Raw genomic sequence first — 21,452 nt, 5'->3', positions numbered from 1 at the left:
GATTGGTCCGATTGGTCCGATTGGTCCGATTGGTCCGATTGGTCCGATTGGTCCGATTGGTCCGATTGGTCCGATTGGTCCGATTGGTCCGGGGGGCAACGCGATGGCTGGAGCGGCGGATGGCATTGGATTGCCTGTCCCCCAATCCGGTCCCTTAATCACCCGCACCACCCCGTCACCCGCACCATCCCGCCACCCATGAAATCCGCAAACCGCCAGCACAAGACGACCGCCGCTCTCAAGCTGCTATTCCTGCTCGCTGCCGCCAGTGCCCACACGGCATCCGCGGAGCTGGTGCTGAGCGCCTTCACCGGGAAGATCGATGGCAATGGCGCGCGGCTGGACAAGCGGCTGGTGCAGCACTGGGATGACGTGGCGACCACCGTGAGCTGGCAGGCGGAACTCGCCGCGGGCGAACTGGAAGTGGTGGTCTCCCAGGCGGCGGAAGCGGGATCGGCGGGAAACCTCTACGAGGTGGAGATCGCCGGAACCAAGCTGCCCGGCACGGTGAGGGATACCGGCAGTTACGAAAATTATCAGGAGGTGACCCTCGGCACCATCCGTGTGGCCACGGCGGGGAAGCAGCGGATCATCGTGCGACCCCTGAAGAAGGGCGACCGCGGCGTGATGAATCTGCGGAGCGTCCTGCTGCGCGGACCGGCCAGCGAGGGAGCGCACCAGATCCTGCCGCCGCAGCCGGGCTGTTATTTCCCGAAGAAGGCCTACGTCCCGGAAGCGTTGCCGGTGTTCTCCCAAGTGAAGGACCGGCTGCCGGAGCCGATCCTGCCCTCCCACCCCGAGTGGCAGGCGATGTATTGGAAATGTTGGGAGCTGGCGTTTTCCCATCTCCGCGCGCCCCAGCCGGGATCGCCGCTGGTGTCGAACTGGCTGGATGAAGCGTTCAGCCCGAACATTTTCCAATGGGACACCTGCTTCATGATGATGTTCGCGCGCTACGGGCACGCGGAGTTTCCGGCGATCCAGTCGCTGGACAACTTCTACGCGCTGCAGCGTCCATCCGGATTCATCTGCCGGGAGTATGACGAGGCGGGCGGCGGCGAAATCCATTTCGGCCACGACGGTGGGCTCAACGATCCGACGGGTTGGAAGAACACCATCAATCCGCCGATCTTCGCCTGGGCGGAGACGGAGAACTACAAGGTCACCGGCGACAAATCCCGCTTCGCCGCGATCCTCCCGGTGCTGGAGAAATACGTGGAATGGCTCAACCGCGACGGCGACCCGGGCGATCTGGATGTGGACCGGAGCGGCCGCAAGTCGAAGGGCACGCCGCACGGACTCTACTGGAACACCCCGCTCGGCTCCGGCTTGGACAACACGCCGAAACCCACCGAGAATGGCTGCGGCTGGGTGGACATGTCCTGCCAGATGGTGATGCAGTACAACGACATCGCCACCATCGCGCGGGAACTCGGCCAGCTGGAAAAGGCGAAGGCGGCGCTGGCGGAAGCGAAGGCGATTTCCGACCGGATCAACCGCTGGTGCTGGGATGAGAAGGACGGCTTCTACTATGACGTCGATGCCGCCGGGAAAAAGTTCCGCAAGAAGACCGCTTGCGGCTTCTGGCCGATGATTGCCGGCGTCGCGTCCAAACAACAGGCGGCCCGGCTGGTCGAGCACCTGAAGGATCCCAAGGAATTCAACCGCCCCTTCCTTTTCCCCACGCTCAGCGCGGACGAGAAGGAATACCGCGCTGACGGCGGGTATTGGCTGGGCGGCGTCTGGGCGCCTTCGAACTATGTCATCATCAAAGGGCTGGAGCGCTACGGCCACGAGGCGTTCGCCGCAGAGGCGACGGAAAAGTACCTCGCGGCGATGAACGAGGTCTTCAAGAAGACCGGCACCGTTTGGGAAAACTATGCGCCCGAGTCGATGAACCCGGGGAATCCCGCTCGCGGGGATTTCGTCGGCTGGACCGGCTGCGGCCCCATCGCGCTCTACATCGAGAACGTGCTGGGCTTCCGCCCGGATGGCGCGCGCCGCACGCTGCACTGGAATCTCCGTCTCGCCGAGCCACATGGCATCAAGCGCCTTCGGTTCGGCAGCGTGTCGGCCGATCTTTTCCACGACGGCAAGGAAACGGTCACCACCCGCTCCAACGAACCGTTCACGCTGACCGAGGGCGGGAAAAACCATGCCATCCCGGCGGGAGAACACACCCTCAGGATTCCGCTGGCGGGAGGCCGCTGAGACAGGAGGTGCGCGGCGGGTGTCGACCGATGAGCCGTTGAAGAGGCGAAGCCATTGAAATGCCCGTCCGCTTCATAAAGAAGCGGCCTTCGTCCTTGCCTTCAGATTTCGCGTCCTTTCGCGCGAGTTCGCGGTTGGGATCCGGGGCCCCCGATTCCTTGGAGGGCTGACGGCCCGATCGATGGCAGCGGGTGGAGAGGGGCGGCGTCTGTCTCCGGATCGGACGGGCCTTGGGCCCTCTTCCCTCCAAGAACCGGTGAACCTGGGCTTGCAGCCCAGGCTGGGATCGGTCGCGCCCTTGGGTCCTGGAGACCTGATCCGCCGTTGGAGTTGAAGGCTTTCGGGGCCATGATTTTCGGGAAAGTGTAGTTCGGCACCTCCTTCTGGATCCAGATCCGCATTTGATCGCGACCTGATAGGCTGATCTCCGTAGATTCCCCGGTCCTGTGGCATTTGCTTTCCGGAAATCCCGGTGCATCGGTCTGTCAGATGCGGCAACGCATGGTGCCCATGGCCCGGGGAGGGGCTGCGGGCACCCTTTCTTCATGAGAACTTGTCCCTTGTCCGGTTCCGCCAAAACGGCTTGCTTGGGTAGCATGAAACGTTTTCACGCATCGGCATGCGCGGCCTATCTCGGCGTTATGTGGACGGCCACCGCTGAAAGCCACGTGTTCACGGACACCTCGGGGCGCAAGGTTACCGCCGAGCTGCTGTCGGTCTCCGAAGAGAGCATCCGGATTCAGCGCAACGACGGAAAGATCTTCACGATCGCGATCGACACCCTGATCGAGGACGACCGCGACTACGTGGAGGAGTGGAATGACGAACGCACCGAGGAAGCCGAGCGCGAGCACTCGGAGGCGGAGGCCGCCCGGCTGGCGATCGAGAAACGCGCGAAGGTCGGTGAGTTCTGCACCGCGAAGATCGGGGTGAAGGTCGGCAACGGCGAGTGTTGGACCTTGGCCGACGAGGCCTACAAGTCTTGCGGTGCGCGGCGACCGGGAGGTGACCTGCGGGTTTGGGGACGGGAAATTGATCTCAAGAAGGAAGAGCTCGAGCCGGGCGACGTCGTCGAGTTCCGGACGGCCGCCATCGCCGGCTACGGAACGTCCGGCCCGGAGCACACCGCGGTGGTGGTGAAGGGCGGCCGCCGCGGACGGGCGACGATCGCCGAGCAGAACTGGGGCGGCAACAAGACAGTGAGAACCGTGGAGATCGATCTCCGCAAGGTGGACTCCGGCAAGGTCATGGTCTATCGCCTCGAAAAGGGCTGACGGATCACTTCGCCGAGAAAAATGCCTGACCCGAATGGCACTAAATTCAGGCGGCCTTCCGGTAGCGGGCGCGCATCAAAATGCCCGTCCCTAAATAGAGAAACGGCCTTCCTCCTTGCCTTCAAATTTCGCGTCCTTTCGCGCGATTCCACGGTTGGGATGCGGGACCCTCGATTCCTTGGAAGGCTGACGGCCCGATCGATGGCAGCGGGAGGAGAGGGGCGGCGCGTGTCTCCGGATGGGGCGGGCCTTTAGCCCTCTTTTCTCCGTGAACCGGTGGACCTGGGCTTGCCCCAGGCTGGTATCGGTCGCGTCCTTGGCGCTGACCGATTATCTCCGATGAAGGTGGTGAGTTTGAGGTGAATCAAGATACGCGGCTGCCAAATGGATCCATGGATGGATGACTCCGTGGCTGGCGATCTCGGCTCCGAGCGCAGTGCTCATGAAAGATGGGTCGGGAATCATCCCCACCCGGCCAAGATCGAGGCGGTCCGCATCCCAACAGGTTCCGATGGTGGGATCGTCATGATGATGCGAATCGGTGTGCCCGACGCAGGCTTCGTGCAGCAGATCGAACTCCTCGTCGGTCACGTCGAACGCGGAACCGCGAAGGGATCCCGCGAACTCCGCCCCCCGCTTGCCATGATCCGGGTCCCAACCCTCGCTCTCACGGCGACTGTCGTGGAACAGGGCAAACAACCTCACGACCGTCACATTGGCACCGGTCCGCGACGAGAGAACGCAGCCATTGCGTTCGACGCGCCGCCAATGATCGGGGCCGTGTACCGAATACGAATCCCGGTGGCTGGGGGCATCCACCACGATCTGCCAGAGTTTTTCGTAGTTGATCGGGTTCATTCCAGTGGGCTGGGCATCCTTCGCCGAGAATATGCCTCTCCCTTGTCAACGAGTCCAATCTCCAGGCAAACATTCCTCCATGGCTTCGGCCCGGATGGCCTCAAGCTACTCCTGCTCGATCCGATAGAAGGCCCTCTCCCCGGTGGCGGTGAAGTCCTGAAGCGTCCCGCCGGTGGTCCCGGAGAGGGTGATCGAGTCCTTGATGTCGGGGGTGCTGAAATCCAGGCTCGTCGACTTGTTCAACCGATAGGTCCCGCCATCGACGCCGCCGGTGAAATCGATCGTCACGGTCGACCCCGACCGGGTGATCGCCACGATTTCGGGCACCGCCGGGACCGGGGGCTCGATCCCGAATCCAAGGATGACCTCGTCCACCGTGTAGCTCAGGTTCCTGCCCTGGATCGAGGTGTTGGCGACGAGGGAACCGGCCATCGCGGCGTAGGTGCCGGCGGCCAGGCCTCCCGTGGCGTTGATCTCGTTGCTCAGGCCGGTCGACGAAGCGGACCAGGTGTCGTCATCGTTGACGGTCAGCGTGAGCGTGAAGCCGTCCGCGAACGATTGGACGCTCGCCTGGTTCCCGTTCAAGGCGGTCTGCGTCACGTTTCCCCCGGGGGTGCGCTGTACGAACCGCCAGTCGTTGTAGTTCGTTCCTCCGTCCAGCAGGATGCCGATCGACCGGGCGGCGTTGTTCCACAGCCCGTTGCCCGCGCTGGAGGTGCTCGTGGTCGCACCGAAGAACCAGCCGTTGTAGTGGATGTAGCCCGACCCGGTTTGGCCTTTTGAGAAGTTGGAAACCACCCAGATGAGGGTGAAGCTTGGATTTCCCGACGCATCCACCGCGGCCGAGGTATTCAGGCCGATCGCCGCATTGTCGGACGCTCCGCTGGTGATCGTGACCACCCCGCTGGCAGGAAACGTGAGGTCATCGGTATTCGCCGCGCCCCCCGAGCCGTTCCAGAGCGTCTGGAACCCGGGGCCGGTGTCCGCCCCTTCGCCGAAGTCATTCTCAAGCATCACGGTGTCGGCCCCGGCCGGGGCGACGAGGGAACCCGCCGCCAGCACGAAGGGCAGCAGCGGCAGAACGAACCTTCGTCCGGATGTCGGCGGAGTGACCGGGCCGGGGAGCCTTTTGGTTCGGTTCGACCGCCAGGCCGACAACGGAAAGAGGGCGAATGGCTGTGGCAACGGGTGGAGGTGCTTCACGAGGAAGCGATCCTGCCGTACACGAGCTGAACGGAAGATGAATGCGGGTGACGTTCGCCCGATCCACCGGGCTCATCCCGGAGAATGGGAAGACGCATCTCCCCTTGTGGTCCCTGGCATTTTCTCGCATGAGAAGATCTCTCGCTTCCAAGCGCATGATCGGAAAGATTCAGGAGGTCGCATGACCTACCGCAGGCTCTTTCACTGGATTCTCGCCGGCACAACGCTGGCGATCGGGGCGCTGTGGTCGTGGTCCTGCTGGGGCTGCGCGGAGCTGCGGGCGGGCCATCCGGCGAGATTGGGATCCTATCACGTAGGCCTGTGGTCCGGCACGGTGATCCTGGAGCTCGACTCGCCCGAGTCGAGGCCGACGGAGGCCGCGGCGGATGCGGTGCCCATCGTACAACAATTCTTTCTCCCGGGGCTGCGGGGCCATGATTGGAGCTACCGCCGGAACTCGAGCTCGGATCTCAGCGCCCGACATTACACCTACCGGCGGACGGGAAAGATCGGGGTGGAGAAAACGTTCCACCCCATCGTGATGGGCCACAAGTCCCCTCCCCATTTCAGCGCCGCCTATCGGGTGGATCTCCCGCTGTGGGTGCCGTGGCTGCTGATCGTGGGGCTAGCCTTCGCCGTGACGCGTTGGCTGGAGCAGCGAACTGCGGAGGCTCAGGTGCGCGAGAATTAGCAACCGGGGAACAGGAATTGGCGCGGACTCGTGCAAAACCCCATCGGTTAGATGCAAACTGCCTTGTCGAGTCCCTGCCGTCACGGCCCGGATTGCGTCAAGAACGCCGGAGATAAAAGGGATCCCAGCGCTTTTCGAGCGATGGCATCGCTCCTGCGGAACGACGTCGCATGGCAAACCAATTGATGACTGCCTACATGCGGAAGCTGCAGTCCCTTTGCTGCGGCGAACTCCAGTTGCTCGCCTTTCTGGGTGATGTCGCCGAGCAGGTTTCGGACTTCAAGTTCGGATCTTCGGTCCACGGGCTCCAACGCTTGTGCGGCGAGCGCAAGGACTCGCTCGAGATGATGGCCGCTGACCACGGCTTCGTAGGGATGGAGGACGATGGCGACGGAATGAGCCGGCTGGTGACGGAAGGTCGCCACGAACTCCGGCATTGTGCCCGCGGCCGCTCGCGTGACGTGGTGATCGCCGACATCTGCACCCCCCTGCACCACTTCCTGCTGCGCAACTACCGGCTTGCCCGCGAGCTGGCCGGGCGCCTGGGACTGGACGAGGACGCCGCGCGTCTTGCCGACCTGATGGATTTGGTGGAAGAGCGCTTCCCGCCCGCCTTGGATCGTCCGGTCCGGCGCACTGCATTCGCCCGACCTGCGCTGGCCGTGTGACCGTGGCGGTTCCAGGAAGTCACACGCTCCCATCCATGCCTGTCCCTCTATGTCTGTCGAGAGGAGGAGGGAGGCGATGAGCCGCCATGGTCGGTTCGCGCTCTCCAACTGGCAGCAGGGGGACTGACCGGAATTCCATGACCAAGACCGCTGGATCCCGTGGGGCAATTCCGCCGCATCGTTGTTGATGCGGGCCCGCAGACCTGCGAGGGAAAGCCATAGGGCGCAGGCCGCCTGATGATCATGCGACCCCTCTCCATTGCCTTCACCTTCGCCCTCCTCGTGGGTGGTGCCGCGCTTGCCGACTTCGACCCGGTCAATTGGCACGACGAGGAGTTGACCGCGGCAGGCGGACCCTTCCGCCCGTACTTTTTCCCCGATGCATCCGGCAACCCGCGGATCGCGGTAAAAAGCAGCACCGGCGGGAGTAGCGCGACTCTCCGGCTGCTGACCCAAGGACCGCCCGCATGGATCACCGGAACCGACGTCTCCCTCCCCCAGAACCGGCACGGGGTATTCGTGCCCGCACCGGGTGGCGGCGGCTACCTGGTGGCCAGCCGCAACAACACCTCGCTCATGGTCGCGGTGTTCGCCGCAGATGGCTCCGCCAAGGTCGATATCGCACCGCTGAGTCCCACCGACCTCACGGCGGTCAGTGCCTCGCTCGACCCGTCAGGCGTCCTGCATATCGGATACGTGCAGGATGGCACCACGCTCGGTTACGCGCGCCGGAACGGGGAAGGGCCGAACCGCTGGCGGGTGGCGGACGTGGATGAGCCCATCGGCGATCCGGTCGCCAGCACTGCCATCGTCGCGTTGTCCACCACCAGCGCGTCGGTCTATTTCACGGTCAATTCCGACCTTGGCCGCCTGGACCTGTGGCGGGCAAGGCCGGTCGAAGTCGCGGGTATGCTGACGGTGGTTCACGACACGCTGAGCCCCTTGGTGAAATTCGCGGACTACGTCCAGGCCCCAATCTGTGGCACCCGGGGCGGAGGGACCGAACGGCTCTACTATATGGGTAGTGATGGCGGCGACTCGTGGAAGCTGCGGCGTCTTCAGAATGGCGTCGGCGCCGATCTCGAAACGCAAGGCACCACCGTCGATTGCCGGGGCATCCACTCCGCGGTGCCGTCCGACGGCCGCGAACGGATCGCCTGGTACGACGCCAGCGGTCGCGTGCTCCACTACCTCCGACCCGATACCGCGACCGATGGTCCGCCTTACGAGGCTTTTCATCCCTTGATCGTCTCCGGCAGCCAGACCCATGCCGAACTCGAGGGTTTCATGTTCACTCCCGATGACGTGCCCTGCCTGTTGTACCGCAATGGCGCGGGGGACGACTTCGTGTGCTTTCCTCGGGACAGCTTCGATACCGATGGCAATGGCCGCGATGACCTGCTCGACATCGCCTTCAATTCCCCCGTGGCCAGGCTCGAAGTCCTGCCAATGGGTGAGGCCGCGCCGGGACTGCCGTTTTCCGCCGACCGCTTCAACGTCCGGTTCCCGACCATCGGGTCCGCCTCCTTCGACGGCACCGCGGTGGTCAGCTTGTCCCGGAACCTCCGCTGGGAGGTGGAATACTCGCCGGACGCGAGCATGTGGGAACCGGCGGACGGAGTGGCGTCTTACAATCTGACCGCCACCAATGGAAGCATGCGAACCTTCACCGTGGTCTCGGAAAACTCTGCGCCGGGATCGCTTTCCAAACGTTTCGCCCGCGTGGTGGTGACCCGCCCGGAGTTTCCTTACTAGGACGGAGCGCAGCGTTTCCGAGCCTCAGCAAGTGACCGTGAAAGGGGGCTGCCCCAACGAAACGACGGTTCAACAACGGAAATGCCTCTCCCTTTATGAAGAGGAGATCCAGCGCAGACAGGCGGAATCATGCATCTAACACTGCCCGGAGTCCGTGCAGTCTGCGCAGATCGCGTCACGGCGGGAACGGGCTGCGAGCGCCCCGAAGCCTTGTCCTACAGGGGTTCCAGCGCTGTCCGGTGAGCCTGGCACCAAGGATGCGATAGGGAAGATGAACCCCGCGGGCAACCGCAGCACCCCTTCACATCATGAAACTTGAAAACCTCGAAAAACTCCTCGTCCACGAACTCAAGGACCTCCACAGCGCCGAAAAGCAGATGCTGGAAGCCCTGCCCAAAATGGCGGACGCGGCCACTCATCCTGATTTGAAGAAAGCGTTCCGCGATCACCTCGCGGAGACCAAGACCCACGTGACCCGGCTGGAGTCGATCTTCGCCGGCCTCGATTTCCAACCCGGCGGTCACCGCTGCGAAGCCATGGCGGGCCTGGTCAAGGAGGGCGCGGGCATGATCAGCGCGGACGCGGATCCAACCGTTCGCGACGCCGGGCTGATCGCCGCGGCGCAGCGGGTCGAGCACTATGAAATCGCCGCCTACGGCACCGCCGCGGCACTCGCCACCAAGCTGGGCAGCCATGAGATCGCCGCCACGCTTCGGAAGACCCTTGAAGAAGAGGGCAAGGCGGACCGTGACCTCACGCACCTGGCCGAGCGGGTCATCAACTTCAAGGCGCTCATCGCCTGAGATCCGGCCGGATCACCGTGGCCAGGGCACCCCGCCCCGGCCTCTTGTCCGGGATGCAATCAACCACCACACCAACCACTACAACATCATGAACACGACCTTGAACGAACACTGTATCGACGTCTGCAACAGCCTTCTCCGTGGAGAACTCTCCGCGGTGGAAACTTACAACCAGGCGATCGAAAAACACGCCGGGACCCCCGAAGCCACCGAACTCGCCCGCGTCCGCGACGAGCATGCGCGATCCGTGGCGAAGCTCCGCGCCAATGTCTCCGAAATGGGAGGTATTCCCTCCACCGATTCGGGTGCCTGGGGCATCTTCGCCAAGGCGGTCCAGGGAACGGCCAACCTTTTCGGTGAAGATTCCGCGCTCGCCGCGCTCAAGCAGGGCGAGGAACACGGACGCAAGGAATATCACGAAGCCCTCGCGGACGACGAGGTCATGACGGAGTGCAAGGAGCTCTTCCGCAGTGACCTGTTGATGCGCATTGAGGAACACATCGCCACCTTGAGCCGTCTCGAAGCCGCCAACGGCTGAGCGCTTTCATCACCCTTTCACCCGAAACCCTCGGATGCGTCCGCACCAGCACGGTGCGGGCGCATTCCGGTCTTTGCGGAGAACGGAAATCCCGGTGCCACGGAAGATGCGAAAACCCGCGAACGATTTGCCAAGCGACGGGTCGGGACAATGTTGGCATCAGCCTCCCTCCTTCTTCATGATCCAGCGCCTCCTCCTTTTCATCTTTCTGTCCGCCTCCCTCCTCGCTCCGTTGCAGGCTCAGGAAGCCAACCCGCCCCCGGACAGCACCGCATCGACGGATCGCACGATCGAGTCACGGCTCGAAACCATTTTCGCCAACGTCGACGACCTCGAGAAAGTCGGGGTCACGGTTCGCAACGGGGTCGTCCGCCTCGAAGGCCAGACCAGCGGGGAAGTCGCCCGCGAGAAGGCGGAGCAGGTCGCCAAGGGACTCGACGGGGTGGTCTACGTCGACAACGACATCGTCCAGACCAACAAGGTCGGCGAACGGCTTTCCCCGGGCTTGAAGCGGCTCAACCAGTTCGTCGATTCCCTCCGCGGGCTGCTGCCCCTGCTCGGGGTCGCGGTGGGAATCCTGCTGGTGTTCTGGCTGATCGCGAGGCTTGCGGGGAAAGCCTTCGAAAGGATCCGCTGGCTGCGCTCGAACCTGCTCCTGCGCAGCATCGTCGGCAATCTCATCCGCGTGGTCGTGATGCTGGTGGGGACCTACCTCGCGCTCGAGGTGGTGGGCGCGACGGCCGTCGTCGGGGCCGTGCTGGGTGCCGCCGGCGTCGCCGGGCTGGCGATCAGCTTCGCCTTCCGGGACATCATCGAGAACTATCTCGCCAGCGTGATCCTCAGCATCCGCCAACCGTTCCGGATCAAGGACAAGGTCGAGATCAACGGCCTCACCGGGCGGGTCATCCGGCTGACATCGAGCGAGACGGTGCTGATGACCGACGATGGCAACCACGTCCGCTTGCCGAACTCCGATGTCTTCAAAGGGACCATCACCAACTTCACCCGCAATCCCCGCCGCCGGCTGTCGATTCCGGTGGGCATCGGCACCGGGGAGGATCTCGACGACGTGGAAGCGGTGGGCCTTTCCGCATTGCGCGGCATTCCGGGCATCATGGCCGACCCGCCCCCGCTGTTCAGCGTGGAGGAACTCGGCGACTCCAGCGTGATCGTCCGGTTCCACGCGTGGGTCGATCAACGGGCGCACGATTTCCTCAAGGCCCGGAGCCTCGCCGTGCGCACCGTCAAAGACGCGCTCGACACCGCCGAGATCGAGATGCCCGCGCCGATCTACGAGGTGAATCTCCACCGCGGGATCAAGCCGAAATCCCCGCCCAGGCCGGCTCCCGTCCCGGCGGATCCTCCGGTGACCGACCTCTCCCCGGAAGATCACATCGACGCCGAGATCGACGAAGAACAACGGATCGACCCCGGCGACAATCTCCTCGCGGGCCCGAGCACTTCGGCCGGCGATTCGTCGCGCTGATCGCGGGGGCATCCGGGCGTCGCGATGCGGACGGGCAAGTACGATGAATGCCAGAGTTCCCCCGGATCGCGCCTCCTGCGTCGCGCATGCGCCTGCGATCATGCAATCCGCACGTTCCGTGAATCTCGGCCGAGGGTTCCCATCCCCGCCCGGCGGGACCTGGCGGCTCGCTGCCGCGGGGGCACGCCAACTGCGAGGACTTCCGGGACGATGGACATGAAGCCCGACAAACGATGGATCTCACCGCTGGCGACGGCCGGCTATCTCGCGAAGGGAATCGTCCACGGCACGATCGGCTACCTGGCCGCGAAGTCCGCGCTGGGCGAGGGCGGCAAGGTCACCGGGTCGGAGGGAGCCGTGGAGCACATCGGCCGCACGCCGATGGGGGAAGTCCCGCTGATCATTCTTGGCGCCGGCTTGCTTTGCCACGGGATCTTCCGCCTTCTGGGTGCCTTTGCGGATGTGGAAAACGAAGGCTCCGAAAAGGGCGGGATCGCCCAGCGGGTCGGCTACCTCGCGGGCGGAGTCGCCTACCTCGCCCTGGCGGCGCTGGCTTTCGGCGGGCTCGACTTGGAGGCAGGGGGAGGACGGGAGGCCGCGACCGCGAAATTGATGGCCATGCCCTTCGGCCCACTCCTGGTGGGAGCCGCCGGGGCCGGGGTGATCGTCGGCGGGATCTTCCAGTGGCTGAGCGCCGCGAAGCGATGGTATGCGGCGAAGTTTCAACTCGACGGGTATCCCGCCACCAAGCGGGCGTGGATCGAGCGCATCGCCCGGACCGGCCTGATCAGCCGCGGGGTGGTCATGACCTTGATCGGCTGGTTCCTGATCCAGGCCGCCCTGCAAAGCGATTCCTCCGAAACGAAAGGAATCGGCGGAGCGCTCAGGACCCTTTCCGAGCAGCCCTTCGGGCCATGGATCCTGGGCATCACCGCCATCGGCCTGGTCTGCTACGGGATCTTCTGCGGGGTGCTCGCCTTCTATGGCCGCTGGCATCGCTCGGCATGATCCCCGCGGCCCGGCACTTCTCTTTCCCTCATCCCGGCCAACGCTCCGCGAACGCCCTCAGGCGGACGCCAGGCGCAGATCGTCGACAAACGCCGCGAACGCCGCCTGGCGAACCTCACCGGCGGGAAGTCTCAGCAGATAGGAGGGATGAACCGTCAGGATCACCCGTGCCGCGAGTTTGGGCGCGTCGATCAGGCCGCGCCCGGAAACGACCTTCACCTCGCGTCCTAGCAGCGAGCGGGCGGCGGTCGCGCCAAGCAGGATCAACACTTCCGGGGCCACCCGGTGGAGTTCGCCGAGCAACCAGGGACGACAGGCCTCGATCTCGCCGGCAGCCGGCGATTGATGGAGCCGGACTTTCCCGCGCGGGGTGTCCCGGGGCGTCCACTTGAAATGCTTCACCGCGTTGGTGAGGTACATCGCGGAGCGGTCGAGCCCGGCCTGCGCGAAGGCCTCGTCGAGGAGCTTCCCCGCCGGACCCACGAAGGGCCGGCCGGCGATGTCCTCCTGATCGCCTGGTTGTTCGCCGACGACCATGACCCGCGCGTCTCCGGGCCCCTCACCGAAGACCGTGCCGGTGGCACTTTTCCACAGCGGGCAGGCCCGGCAGTTCGCCGCGGCGCCGGCCATTTCCGCAAGGCTTTGGTTCCCGGAGGGACCGGAACAAGCGGCCGCCGCGCTCATCTCGCCCAGCGACGCCAGGTAGCGGTTCCGCGGCGCCGCCTTCGCGGGCCGGAGGTCTTCCCCGTGCATCGTCTCCACGCGGCGCCGGCTTTCCTGGATGAGCGGCCCGATCAGCTCCGCTTCGGGGAGGTTCTTCCAGTACTTCGCCGGCATCTCCGTGCGCATCATCTTCACCTTGAGGCGGGCGGGGTTGAAGATGCTGCGGTAGTAGGTCTTCCAGAAGTCCTCCATCGAATCGCCTCCGTTCAGCGGGCTGGCGGCAAGGCCTTCACTGAAAGCCAGCTGCTCACCGTTCCAATGCGCGCATCCCAGGGGGGTGAAGATGCTCCAGTTCATGTTGGCAAAGCGTTTCCTGAAAAACGGCGCGGCGGCCTCGACGATCCGGTGCTCCGGCTCGAACCAGGCGGCGTAGGTTTCGCGGCCGCTCTCCCCGTCGGTCGCCACCAGCCGGAAGCGGACGAAGGCGTGCATCTTGTGGATCTCCCGGCGGACGTTCTTGCCGAGCAGCAGGGCCTTGGCGACATCCAGGTCGCTGGAGATCTCGCAGAGATCGCGCTCCCCGCCCTTCACGATCCGCCACAGGATCCGGTAGAGCAGCGCCCAGCGGCCTTCCTCGCGATGGCACGAGGCGGCCCGGGCGAGCTTGACGAATGCGGCGGGCACCTTGGCCGCGTCGCCCGCCCGGTACGGCGCGGGCTCTTCCCGCAGGCCGCCGGCGCCGCCGAAGAGCCCCTGCTCGCGCTCGAACAACACCTCGCCCGGCGCAACCCCGGCGACGAGCAGCTCGCGGGCGGCCCGGCGCCAGCTTTCGTAGTCGTTCCCGGGATCGATGCTCCTCATCGCCGCGTGTCAGAACAATTCAAGCTGCCGGGGTTTCGGCGCGAATCTCGCCCGCAGCCGGTCGGAATCCAGGAGGTAGCGGGACGGATGGTGATCCGCCGTGACGATGAAGGGCTGGACCTTCTTCAAGGGAACCCGCAGCCGGACGAGATCGCCGAGACGCAGCCGGGTCAGCCGGCGGATGCGCAAGATGCGGTCCACGTTCCTCACCCCGAGGCCGGGCACCCGCAGCAGGACCTCGCGCGGCGCGGTCTGCAGATCGACCGGGAAATTCTGGCGGTTCCGCAGCGCCCAAGCGAGCTTGGGGTCCAGCTCGAGGTCGAGGTTCGGTGCTTCCGGCGTGAGGATCTCGCGGGTTTGGAAGCCGTAGTAGCGCATCAGCCAATCGGCCTGATAGAGCCGGTGCTCGCGGAGCAGCGGCGGCGCTTGCAGCGGCAAGACGGCGGACGGCTCGGGGATCGGGCTGAAGGCGGAATAATAGACGCGCCGCATTTTGTACGAACGGTAGAGCTCGTCGGACCGGTCGAGGAAATCGGCGTCGGTGGAGGCATCGGCCCCGACGATCACCTGGGTGCTCTGGCCGGTGGCATGGCGCAACTTCTTGTCGCCGTCCCGCTTGCGCTCGGAGGCCTCCTCGAGGCGATGGCGGATCCGCCCCATCGCGACCTTGGTGCGCGCCATGTTTTTCTCGGGGGCGAGCCGGTCGAGGCTTTCCTGGGTCGGCAGCTCGAGGTTGATGCTGATCCGGTCGGCGTAGCGTGCGGCGGTCTCGATCAGCTCCGGCGAGGCCTCGGGGATGGTCTTGAGGTGGATGTAGCCGCGGAAATCGTGCTCTTCCCGCAGGGTGCGGGCGACCGCGATCACCTGTTCCATCGTGTGGTCCGCGTTGCGGATGATCCCGGAGCTCAGGAACAGCCCCTCGATGTAGTTCCGTTTGTAGAAATCCAGCGTCAGCTTGACCACTTCCGCCGGGGTGAAAACCGCACGCCGGACATTGCTGGACCTACGATTGATGCAGTAGTGACAATCGTAGATGCACGAATTCGTCAGCAACAGCTTCAGCAGCGAGATGCAGCGTCCGTCCGGCGCGTAACTGTGGCAGATGCCCGCGCCGCCGGTGGAACCCACGCCGCGGCCCGAGCGCGAATCGCTCTTCGCCGCCCCCGAACTCGCGCAGGAGGCGTCGTATTTCGCCGCGTCCGCCAGAATCTCCAACTTGGCCCCGATTTCCATTTGTTCGGAAGAACACTACCCGCTTCCCCGGCATGCGCCACGAAAAATCGCGCGAAGCCCGGCCGCCCGCGGCAGGGTTCCTCCGCTCCCGCGCTCCGTTTGACCTCGTCCGAATCCATGCGGTCCAGCGCTCCAGAGTGAGCGGCATCCCGATACGTACCTTGGTAAACACCGGACCACGGGATGCCCCCCTTGCTGTTTGGCAAGGTAGGCAGGCACGGGGAAGCCGGGCAGAGTTCCCGACCTCGCTCGAGTGCGTGACAGGCGGCTGCCGGTGCCCGCGCATCCTCAGCCATCCGATGAGACCTCCTGCCGGCATCCCGCCCGCCGGTCCGGCTCCGTGCCGGCCTCAAGAACTTTCCGCCAAAGCAACATCCTAACAACGCAACCACCACCGACGCGCCATGAACCACCTCAGCCGCCCCCTCGCCCTCATTCTCTTCAGTCACTCCCTCATCGGCCCGGTGGCGGGAGAGACCCTCGTGCAGACGGGCCCGACGTCGGGAGATGACGGCACCGCAGGCGGTGACGACGTCTACGTCTCCGGCACCCCGTCCCTCTACTCAGGGTCCGGTCCCTGGGATGTCGGCGGCACGCTGTCGGTGGGACGCTTCGACGGAGGCGTCGGCTACCTTCTGGTTCAGGACGGTGGCTCGATCCTCAACACCACCTCTTCCGCCATCGCCGTGTTCGCCGGCAGCACCGGCACCGCCACGGTCACCGGCAGCGGCTCCACCTGGGCCCATTCCCGGGAAATCTATGTCGGCAGCAGTGGCAACGGCACGCTGAACATCCTGGCCGGCGGCACTGTCAACAATACCTTCAGCCGCGTTGGCAACAGTCCGGGTAGCGTCGGCTCCGTCACCGTCAGCGGCACCGGTTCGCTCTGGAACAACTCCAGCAACCTGTTGCTGGGCTCGGCCAGCAGCGGTTCGCTGCGCATCGAAGCCGGAGGCGAGGTCCGAAATTTCACCGGCCAGATCGGCAATGTCGCCACCGGCAACGGTTCCGCCGTCGTCACCGGCAGCGGATCCGTCTGGAACAATTCCAGCCAGTTCTTCGTGGGGGTCTCGGGCCGGGGCGAGCTTCGGGTGGAGGCCGGCGGCACCGTCAACAGCAACAATGGCTACATCGGTTCCAGCTCCGGCAGCAACGGCACCGCCACCATCGCCGGGAGCGGCTCCCTCTGGGCCAACTCGAGCAATCTCATCATCGGGGGATCGGCCCTCTCCGGCGGCGGCGGAAGCTACGGCTCCGGCCGCCTCACCATCGGTCAGGGCCTCGCCGGCGACGGCTCCGACAACGGCGGGGTGGTCACGGCCGCCCTCACCACCAAGGTCTGGAACCGAGGCGGCAACGACAGCCTGACCATCCGGCACGGCGGCCGGCTGGAAACCAACATCCTCGACCTCTCCGACAACAACGCCCACACCATCGTGACCATCGACCTTGGCGGCGTCGTCGGGGCGCAGGCGGTCATCGGCTCGCTCGAACACGACGGCGAATTCCGCGCCTTCCGCAGCGGAGCCATCGGCGGCGCCCTCATCACCGAAAACTACTCCCAGGGTCTCCACGGGGTGCTGGCCTTGGAAATGGCCTCGGTCAGCTCTTTCGACAGCTTGTTCGTATCCGGTGACCTGGATTTCTCCGGCACCTTGAAGCTCGCATCCCTCGGCCTCGATCTCACCACCTTGTCCTACGGCCAGCAATTCGATGTGCTCAACTGGGGCGGCAGCGCCACCTTCGGCGACTTGGACTTCGACCTGATTGACCTCTCCAGCCAGGGACTCGAATGGGACACCTCCGGCTTCACCACCAACGGCTCCCTCATGATCATTCCCGAGCCTGGCAGCGCCGCCCTCCTGGCACTCGGTGTCCCCGCCCTGCTTCGCCGTCGTCGACGGGCATGAAAAGGCCATCGGCCGTTTTTCAAACACGCCAGCTCCAGACCGGCGTTGAAATGCCCTTCCCTTGGTGATCACGGGGATCATCGAACCGGGCTGGACGGAAAAGGAGCATCACGGCCGGTATGGCAGGCAATGGGTCGTCTCCGCCCCGAGCCGGTCGAGGACGAGGGGGGCAGCATCGAAACGATGGACGCACCGCCCCGGACCACCCTGAAGTCCGGGCCGGATGGGAGCCAGGGCTGGACCGGCGTCGATCCCCCGCCGCGATCCGCCTCGCCCTCAGCCCGGCCGCGGGATCCGCTACTTCTGGAGCGTGAGCCCGTAGGTGAAGCGGTCGGCGCGGTAGTAGTTGAGGTTGTACTCGATCTCCTTTCTCGCGGGATCGCGCACGATCCGTCGTCGGACCAGGATCGCATCTCCCGGTTTGCAGGCGAGATTTCCGGCGAGCGTCCGGTCCGCAAGCGACGCGGAGATTTCCTCCTCCGACGAGTCGGCCTCCAGCCCGGACTTCGCGTGCACCAGTTGATACAAGGGCCGCGAGAAATCATCCGCCGCCTGCAAGCCGGTGCGCGGGTGGAACCATGAGATCGAATACACGGCGGGGACATCCTGATAGCCCCGGATCCGCTCCATCTTGAGCACCCGGCCCTTCGTTTCGGCCGCGGTGAGCCGCAGCGCGCGGGCGACCTCGTCGGTGGGCGGGAGCAGCCCGGTCTGCAGCGAAAAGACGACCACCTCGATCCCTTCCTGTTTCATCTCGCGGCTGAAGCTCGGCCAGTTCTTCAGGCTCGTGCGCAGCGGCTCGTGGACATAGCGGGTGCCGCGGCCGGCTTTTCTTTCCAGCACGCCTTCCTGCACCAGCCGGGAGATGGCGGCCCGCACGGTGTTGCGGCTGACCTCCAGTTGCTCGGCGATCCGGGCTTCGGGCGGGAGCAGTTCCCCCTCGCGGTATCTCGGCTGCTTGAGCATTTCCCGGAGCAGGCTTTCCACCTGGGCGTGCAGCGGCACGGGACTGCCGTGATCGACTCTCATCGGTGCCGATGCTTCACACGAGGGATCGGAGGCCGAGCCAAATGTACGGGGTGGGATCACGGGGACGGGTCATGAGTCCAGCGCCCCCTCGATCTCCTCGAGCGAGCGCCCTTTCGTCTCGGGCATCCACGCCCAGACCACGAACAGTTGCACCGCCATCAGCGCGGCGAAGATCAGGAAGATCGATCCGCCCCAGGCCGTGATCATCACCGGAAACGCGGTGCTGATGAGGATGGCAAGCCCCCACAGGACGAAGCACGCGGCGGAGGAACCGGTGGCGCGGATCGCGTTCGGCAGCAATTCATTGATGCACACCCAGATCACCGCGCCCTGGGAATAGGCGTGGGAGGCGACGATCCCGGCCGCCGCGACCACCGCCCAAGCGCCGCCGGCCCCGGTGAGGAAGACCCACGCGGCGAGGGCGTGGGAGAGGATGAACGTCACCGAGCCGATCAGCAGCAAGGGGCGCCGGCCGATGCGGTCGATCAGCGCCATGCCCACGAGGGTGAAGACCAGATTCACCGCACCGATCACGGCGGACTGCTTGAAGGCATCCGTTTCGGCGAAGCCGGCCATGCGGAAGATGTCCGTGACGTAGTAGAGGATGGCGTTGATGCCATCGAGCTGGTTGAAGGCCGCGAGCGCGAAGACCAGGAGCAGCGGCTTGAGATACCGGAGCTGAAAGATCGATTCGCGCGACGCCTTGCCCCCCTGGAACGAGGCTTCGATGCAAGCGAGCTCGTCCCCCGCCCCGGAATGGCCCAGCCGTTCCAGCGTGGCCAGCGCTTCCGCGCGGCGGCCCCGGTGCGCCAGCCAGCGCGGGCTTTCCGGGATGGGCAGGACGGCCAGCAGGAACAACACGGCGGGCAGGGCCTCGGCCGCGAACATCCAGCGCCACGCGGCGGCCTCGGGCGCGAGGCCGATCCAGCCGGCGATGAGGTAGTTGGAAACCAGTGCCGCCAGGATGCCCGCCACGATGTTCAGCTGGCTCACGGCCACCAGCAATCCGCGCCGCGCGGGCGGCGTGATCTCGGTGATGTACATCGGCGAGACTACCGAGGACCCGCCCACCGCCAGGCCGCCGATGAAACGGAAGACCATTAGCGACGTGAGATCCCATGCCGCGGCACAGCCGATCACCGACACCAGATAAAGCACCGCCAGGACGAACAAGGTCTTCACCCGGCCGAAGCGCTCGCACGGCTTTCCCACCGCTGCCGCCCCGGCGACCGCGCCGAAGAGGGCGGACGAGACCGCGAAGCCAATCTGGGTTTCGCCGAGCGAGAAGACCTCCCGCAGCGAGGATGTCGTGCCCGCGACGACCGCGGTGTCGAAACCGAAAAGAAAGGACCCGAGCGACGAGGCGAGCGCGCTGACGAGCAGCAAGCGGCTCATCGGCGCGGAGCAAGTGGAAGAAGACATGGGTTTTTCAGGAAAGGGTCGGCGTCACGCGCGGACGAAGGCCTTGAGCGTCGCGCAGGTGGCTCCCGCCGATTCGCCATGGGGACGGATGGTGTAGGGCCCGACGCAGGCCGGCACGATGAAGGTCTCGGCATAGTGGACGACGAAGGGCTCGAACGCGCCGGTCGGGCTCTCGACCACCGCCTCGCGGCCTTCGATGAGATTGAGGACATTCACCCCGCCGCCGGTGTGGTGCGCCACGGGGCCGGTGAACCAGTGGCGGCGCGTCTCGATGAACTCGAGCTCGTGCAGCCCCGTCCGCTCCTCGCGCCAGCCCTCGCCGCTGGCGATCGCGGTCACGGCGTTGACAAGTTCCCGCTCGACCCAGGTCTCGCGCCGCTCCCAGGCGATGTTGCTTTTCCCGCGCTCGACGTTGAGCGGCCGCGGCTGGCCATCGAGTCCCAGACGGCCCCAGTCCCAGAGCTTGAAGGTGAAAATGTTCGGCGTGGCGCTGATCTCCAGCACCAGCGTGCCGGCGCCCGAGCAATGGCAGGTGCCCGCGGGGATCAGGTAGTGGTCGTGCGTCTTCGCAGGCCAGCGGCAGACGAACTTTTCGTCATCGAACGGAACGCCCTGCGACTGGGCGGCTTCGAGCGCGGCGATCATTTCCTCCGGCACGACATCTTCCTTCAGGCCGAGGTAGACCGACGAGCCCTCCTCGGCATCGAGCAGATAATACGACTCATCCTGCGTGTAGGTGAGGCCGAAATGGCGCTGCACGTAGTCGGTAAACGGGTGGACCTGGAAGGAGAGGTTGCCGCCGCCGACGGTGTCCAACAAATCGAAGCGGATCGGGAAACCCAGCCCGAAGCGCGCGTGAACGCGCGGGCCCAGAAGCCGGACCGGATCGTGAAACACGACGTTCATCGACGGCAGCTCCACCACGGTGTCGCCGAAGCGGAAGAGGATGCTGTTCTCCTCCGGCACGCAGTCGAAGCACCAGCCGTAGTTCGGTGCCTCTTCCGGCAAGGCCATGACGCGCTTCATCCACTGGCCGCCCCACGGCGCGGGATCGAAGAAGGGCACCACGCGGAACGGCCGGGACAGCGCGGTCTCGCAGGCCGTCGCCGCGGCCTCGCGGGTGATCAGCTTCGGTTCGCCGCGCTTGCAGGTATCGAGCAGGAAATCGACCCGCTGCAGGCCGAGCTTCAGGCGGTCGCACACCGGCCAGTCGATGAAGAACGCGCGCTTGTACTGGAGGTTCCATTTCAGGCCGCCGTTGGTCGTGCCGAGGTTCGACAGCTCCGCGCGGCGCATGCGCCCCTGCGCTTCCCAGCGCGGCAGGTCGGCGAAGACCACGAGGTCCCCTGTCGTGATGCACGAGGCACCGGGGCCGACGAGCACCACGCGGTCCGTTCCGGAAGCGATCCGTTCCCGCAGCGCTGCCGTCTTGGACGGACACAGGAAATCCTCCATCCGCAGGGAGGAGATGGAGCCGAAGAGAAGATCCTCATCCCTGAGGAAGGGCGCCACTTTCCGCTCGATCTCCGCGGAGTCGTGGAATGCCTGCTCGGTGCCGATGACCACCGCCGAGGGCAAGGCCTCGCGGACGGCGGCGGCGATTTCCGCGACGTCCACGCCCACGTAGCACTCGATCACCATCACGCGCGCACCGCTCCGTTGAAGCAGGATTCCCATCACGTCGGGCCAGCCGCTCCAGCATTGGCCGGCCATGCCGGGCACCGCCACCTCGGGGTACTTGTCGTAGTTCGATCGCATCATGATTCGGTGAAAAGGTTCCGCTCCCTCCAGAGCGCTTCGCCGCCCAGCAGCGCGGCGGACTCGTCGAGGCAGGTGGCC

General features: G+C 65.3%; 17 protein-coding genes. 10 read left to right on the top strand and 7 right to left on the bottom strand.

The features are described from left to right. The first annotated feature begins 198 nt into the window (after window positions 1–198). A complete protein-coding gene (locus tag IG178_RS12580) occupies window positions 199–2,211 on the top strand; it encodes an MGH1-like glycoside hydrolase domain-containing protein (RefSeq protein ID WP_193212911.1) in 2,013 nt (670 codons plus the stop codon). A gap of 596 nt (window positions 2,212–2,807) precedes the next feature. Next, window positions 2,808–3,485: an SHD1 domain-containing protein gene (locus tag IG178_RS12575; RefSeq protein ID WP_193212910.1), complete on the top strand. Its 678-nt coding sequence runs from the start codon at window positions 2,808–2,810 to the stop codon at window positions 3,483–3,485. Between the two features lie 330 nt (window positions 3,486–3,815). Here IG178_RS12575 and IG178_RS12570 read toward each other — a convergent pair whose 3' ends face one another. Further along, window positions 3,816–4,343, bottom strand: a complete 528-nt coding sequence (locus IG178_RS12570) for an HD domain-containing protein (protein ID WP_193212909.1) — start codon at window positions 4,341–4,343, stop codon at window positions 3,816–3,818. 105 nt (window positions 4,344–4,448) lie between these two features. After that, the gene (locus IG178_RS12565; RefSeq protein ID WP_193212908.1) at window positions 4,449–5,546 is read right to left on the bottom strand and encodes a hypothetical protein; all 1,098 of its coding nucleotides are present in this window, start codon (window positions 5,544–5,546) and stop codon (window positions 4,449–4,451) included. Between the two features lie 181 nt (window positions 5,547–5,727). On the opposite strand from IG178_RS12565, the gene IG178_RS12560 reads away from it, so the two are divergent. The 7 genes from IG178_RS12560 (at window position 5,728) to IG178_RS12530 (ending at window position 12,495) form a co-directional block, all read left to right on the top strand. Then, window positions 5,728–6,237, top strand: coding sequence for a hypothetical protein (locus tag IG178_RS12560; RefSeq protein WP_193212907.1), 510 nt, complete (start codon window positions 5,728–5,730; stop codon window positions 6,235–6,237). Between the two features lie 170 nt (window positions 6,238–6,407). Next, window positions 6,408–6,905 carry a DUF892 family protein gene (locus tag IG178_RS12555; protein WP_193212906.1) on the top strand — a complete coding sequence of 166 codons (498 nt, stop codon included), beginning with the start codon at window positions 6,408–6,410 and terminating at the stop codon, window positions 6,903–6,905. 243 nt (window positions 6,906–7,148) lie between these two features. Then, complete coding sequence (locus IG178_RS12550; RefSeq protein ID WP_193212905.1) at window positions 7,149–8,660, top strand: hypothetical protein; 1,512 nt, start codon at window positions 7,149–7,151, stop codon at window positions 8,658–8,660. Window positions 8,661–8,968: 308 nt separating this feature from the next. Beyond that, on the top strand, window positions 8,969–9,463 hold the full coding sequence (locus IG178_RS12545; protein WP_193212904.1) for a YciE/YciF ferroxidase family protein: 495 nt from the start codon (window positions 8,969–8,971) through the stop codon (window positions 9,461–9,463). An 88-nt stretch (window positions 9,464–9,551) separates the two neighbouring features. Then, on the top strand, window positions 9,552–10,001 hold the full coding sequence (locus IG178_RS12540) for a DUF2383 domain-containing protein (RefSeq protein WP_193212903.1): 450 nt from the start codon (window positions 9,552–9,554) through the stop codon (window positions 9,999–10,001). A gap of 178 nt (window positions 10,002–10,179) precedes the next feature. Beyond that, entirely contained in the window at window positions 10,180–11,487 is a 1,308-nt protein-coding gene (locus tag IG178_RS12535) for a mechanosensitive ion channel family protein (protein WP_193212902.1), read from the top strand. 216 nt (window positions 11,488–11,703) lie between these two features. Then, complete coding sequence (locus IG178_RS12530; protein ID WP_193212901.1) at window positions 11,704–12,495, top strand: DUF1206 domain-containing protein; 792 nt, start codon at window positions 11,704–11,706, stop codon at window positions 12,493–12,495. A 57-nt stretch (window positions 12,496–12,552) separates the two neighbouring features. Here IG178_RS12530 and IG178_RS12525 read toward each other — a convergent pair whose 3' ends face one another. Next, window positions 12,553–14,019, bottom strand: coding sequence for a UdgX family uracil-DNA binding protein (locus tag IG178_RS12525; protein ID WP_193212900.1), 1,467 nt, complete (start codon window positions 14,017–14,019; stop codon window positions 12,553–12,555). A gap of 9 nt (window positions 14,020–14,028) precedes the next feature. After that, complete coding sequence (locus IG178_RS12520) at window positions 14,029–15,252, bottom strand: putative DNA modification/repair radical SAM protein (protein ID WP_193212899.1); 1,224 nt, start codon at window positions 15,250–15,252, stop codon at window positions 14,029–14,031. A 404-nt stretch (window positions 15,253–15,656) separates the two neighbouring features. Here IG178_RS12520 and IG178_RS12515 point away from each other — a divergent pair, with 404 nt between their 5' ends. After that, window positions 15,657–17,162, top strand: coding sequence for a hypothetical protein (locus tag IG178_RS12515; protein ID WP_193212898.1), 1,506 nt, complete (start codon window positions 15,657–15,659; stop codon window positions 17,160–17,162). 297 nt (window positions 17,163–17,459) lie between these two features. Here the strand turns inward: IG178_RS12515 and IG178_RS12510 are convergent, their stop codons facing one another. From IG178_RS12510 to IG178_RS12500, 3 genes are all read right to left on the bottom strand, one after another. Then, window positions 17,460–18,191 carry a GntR family transcriptional regulator gene (locus IG178_RS12510; RefSeq protein WP_193212897.1) on the bottom strand — a complete coding sequence of 244 codons (732 nt, stop codon included), beginning with the start codon at window positions 18,189–18,191 and terminating at the stop codon, window positions 17,460–17,462. 69 nt (window positions 18,192–18,260) lie between these two features. Beyond that, window positions 18,261–19,613, bottom strand: coding sequence for a sugar porter family MFS transporter (locus IG178_RS12505; RefSeq protein WP_193212896.1), 1,353 nt, complete (start codon window positions 19,611–19,613; stop codon window positions 18,261–18,263). 24 nt (window positions 19,614–19,637) lie between these two features. Then, window positions 19,638–21,374, bottom strand: coding sequence for a class I mannose-6-phosphate isomerase (locus IG178_RS12500; RefSeq protein WP_193212895.1), 1,737 nt, complete (start codon window positions 21,372–21,374; stop codon window positions 19,638–19,640). Between the last annotated feature and the right edge of the window lie 78 nt (window positions 21,375–21,452).

This window comes from Neoluteolibacter marinus, assembly GCF_014904755.1.
In the GTDB taxonomy this organism is placed as follows: Bacteria; Verrucomicrobiota; Verrucomicrobiia; order Verrucomicrobiales; family Akkermansiaceae; genus Haloferula; species Haloferula marina.
Note: the sequence above shows the minus strand (reverse complement) of the source record. Positions and strands in the feature narration are given on the sequence as shown.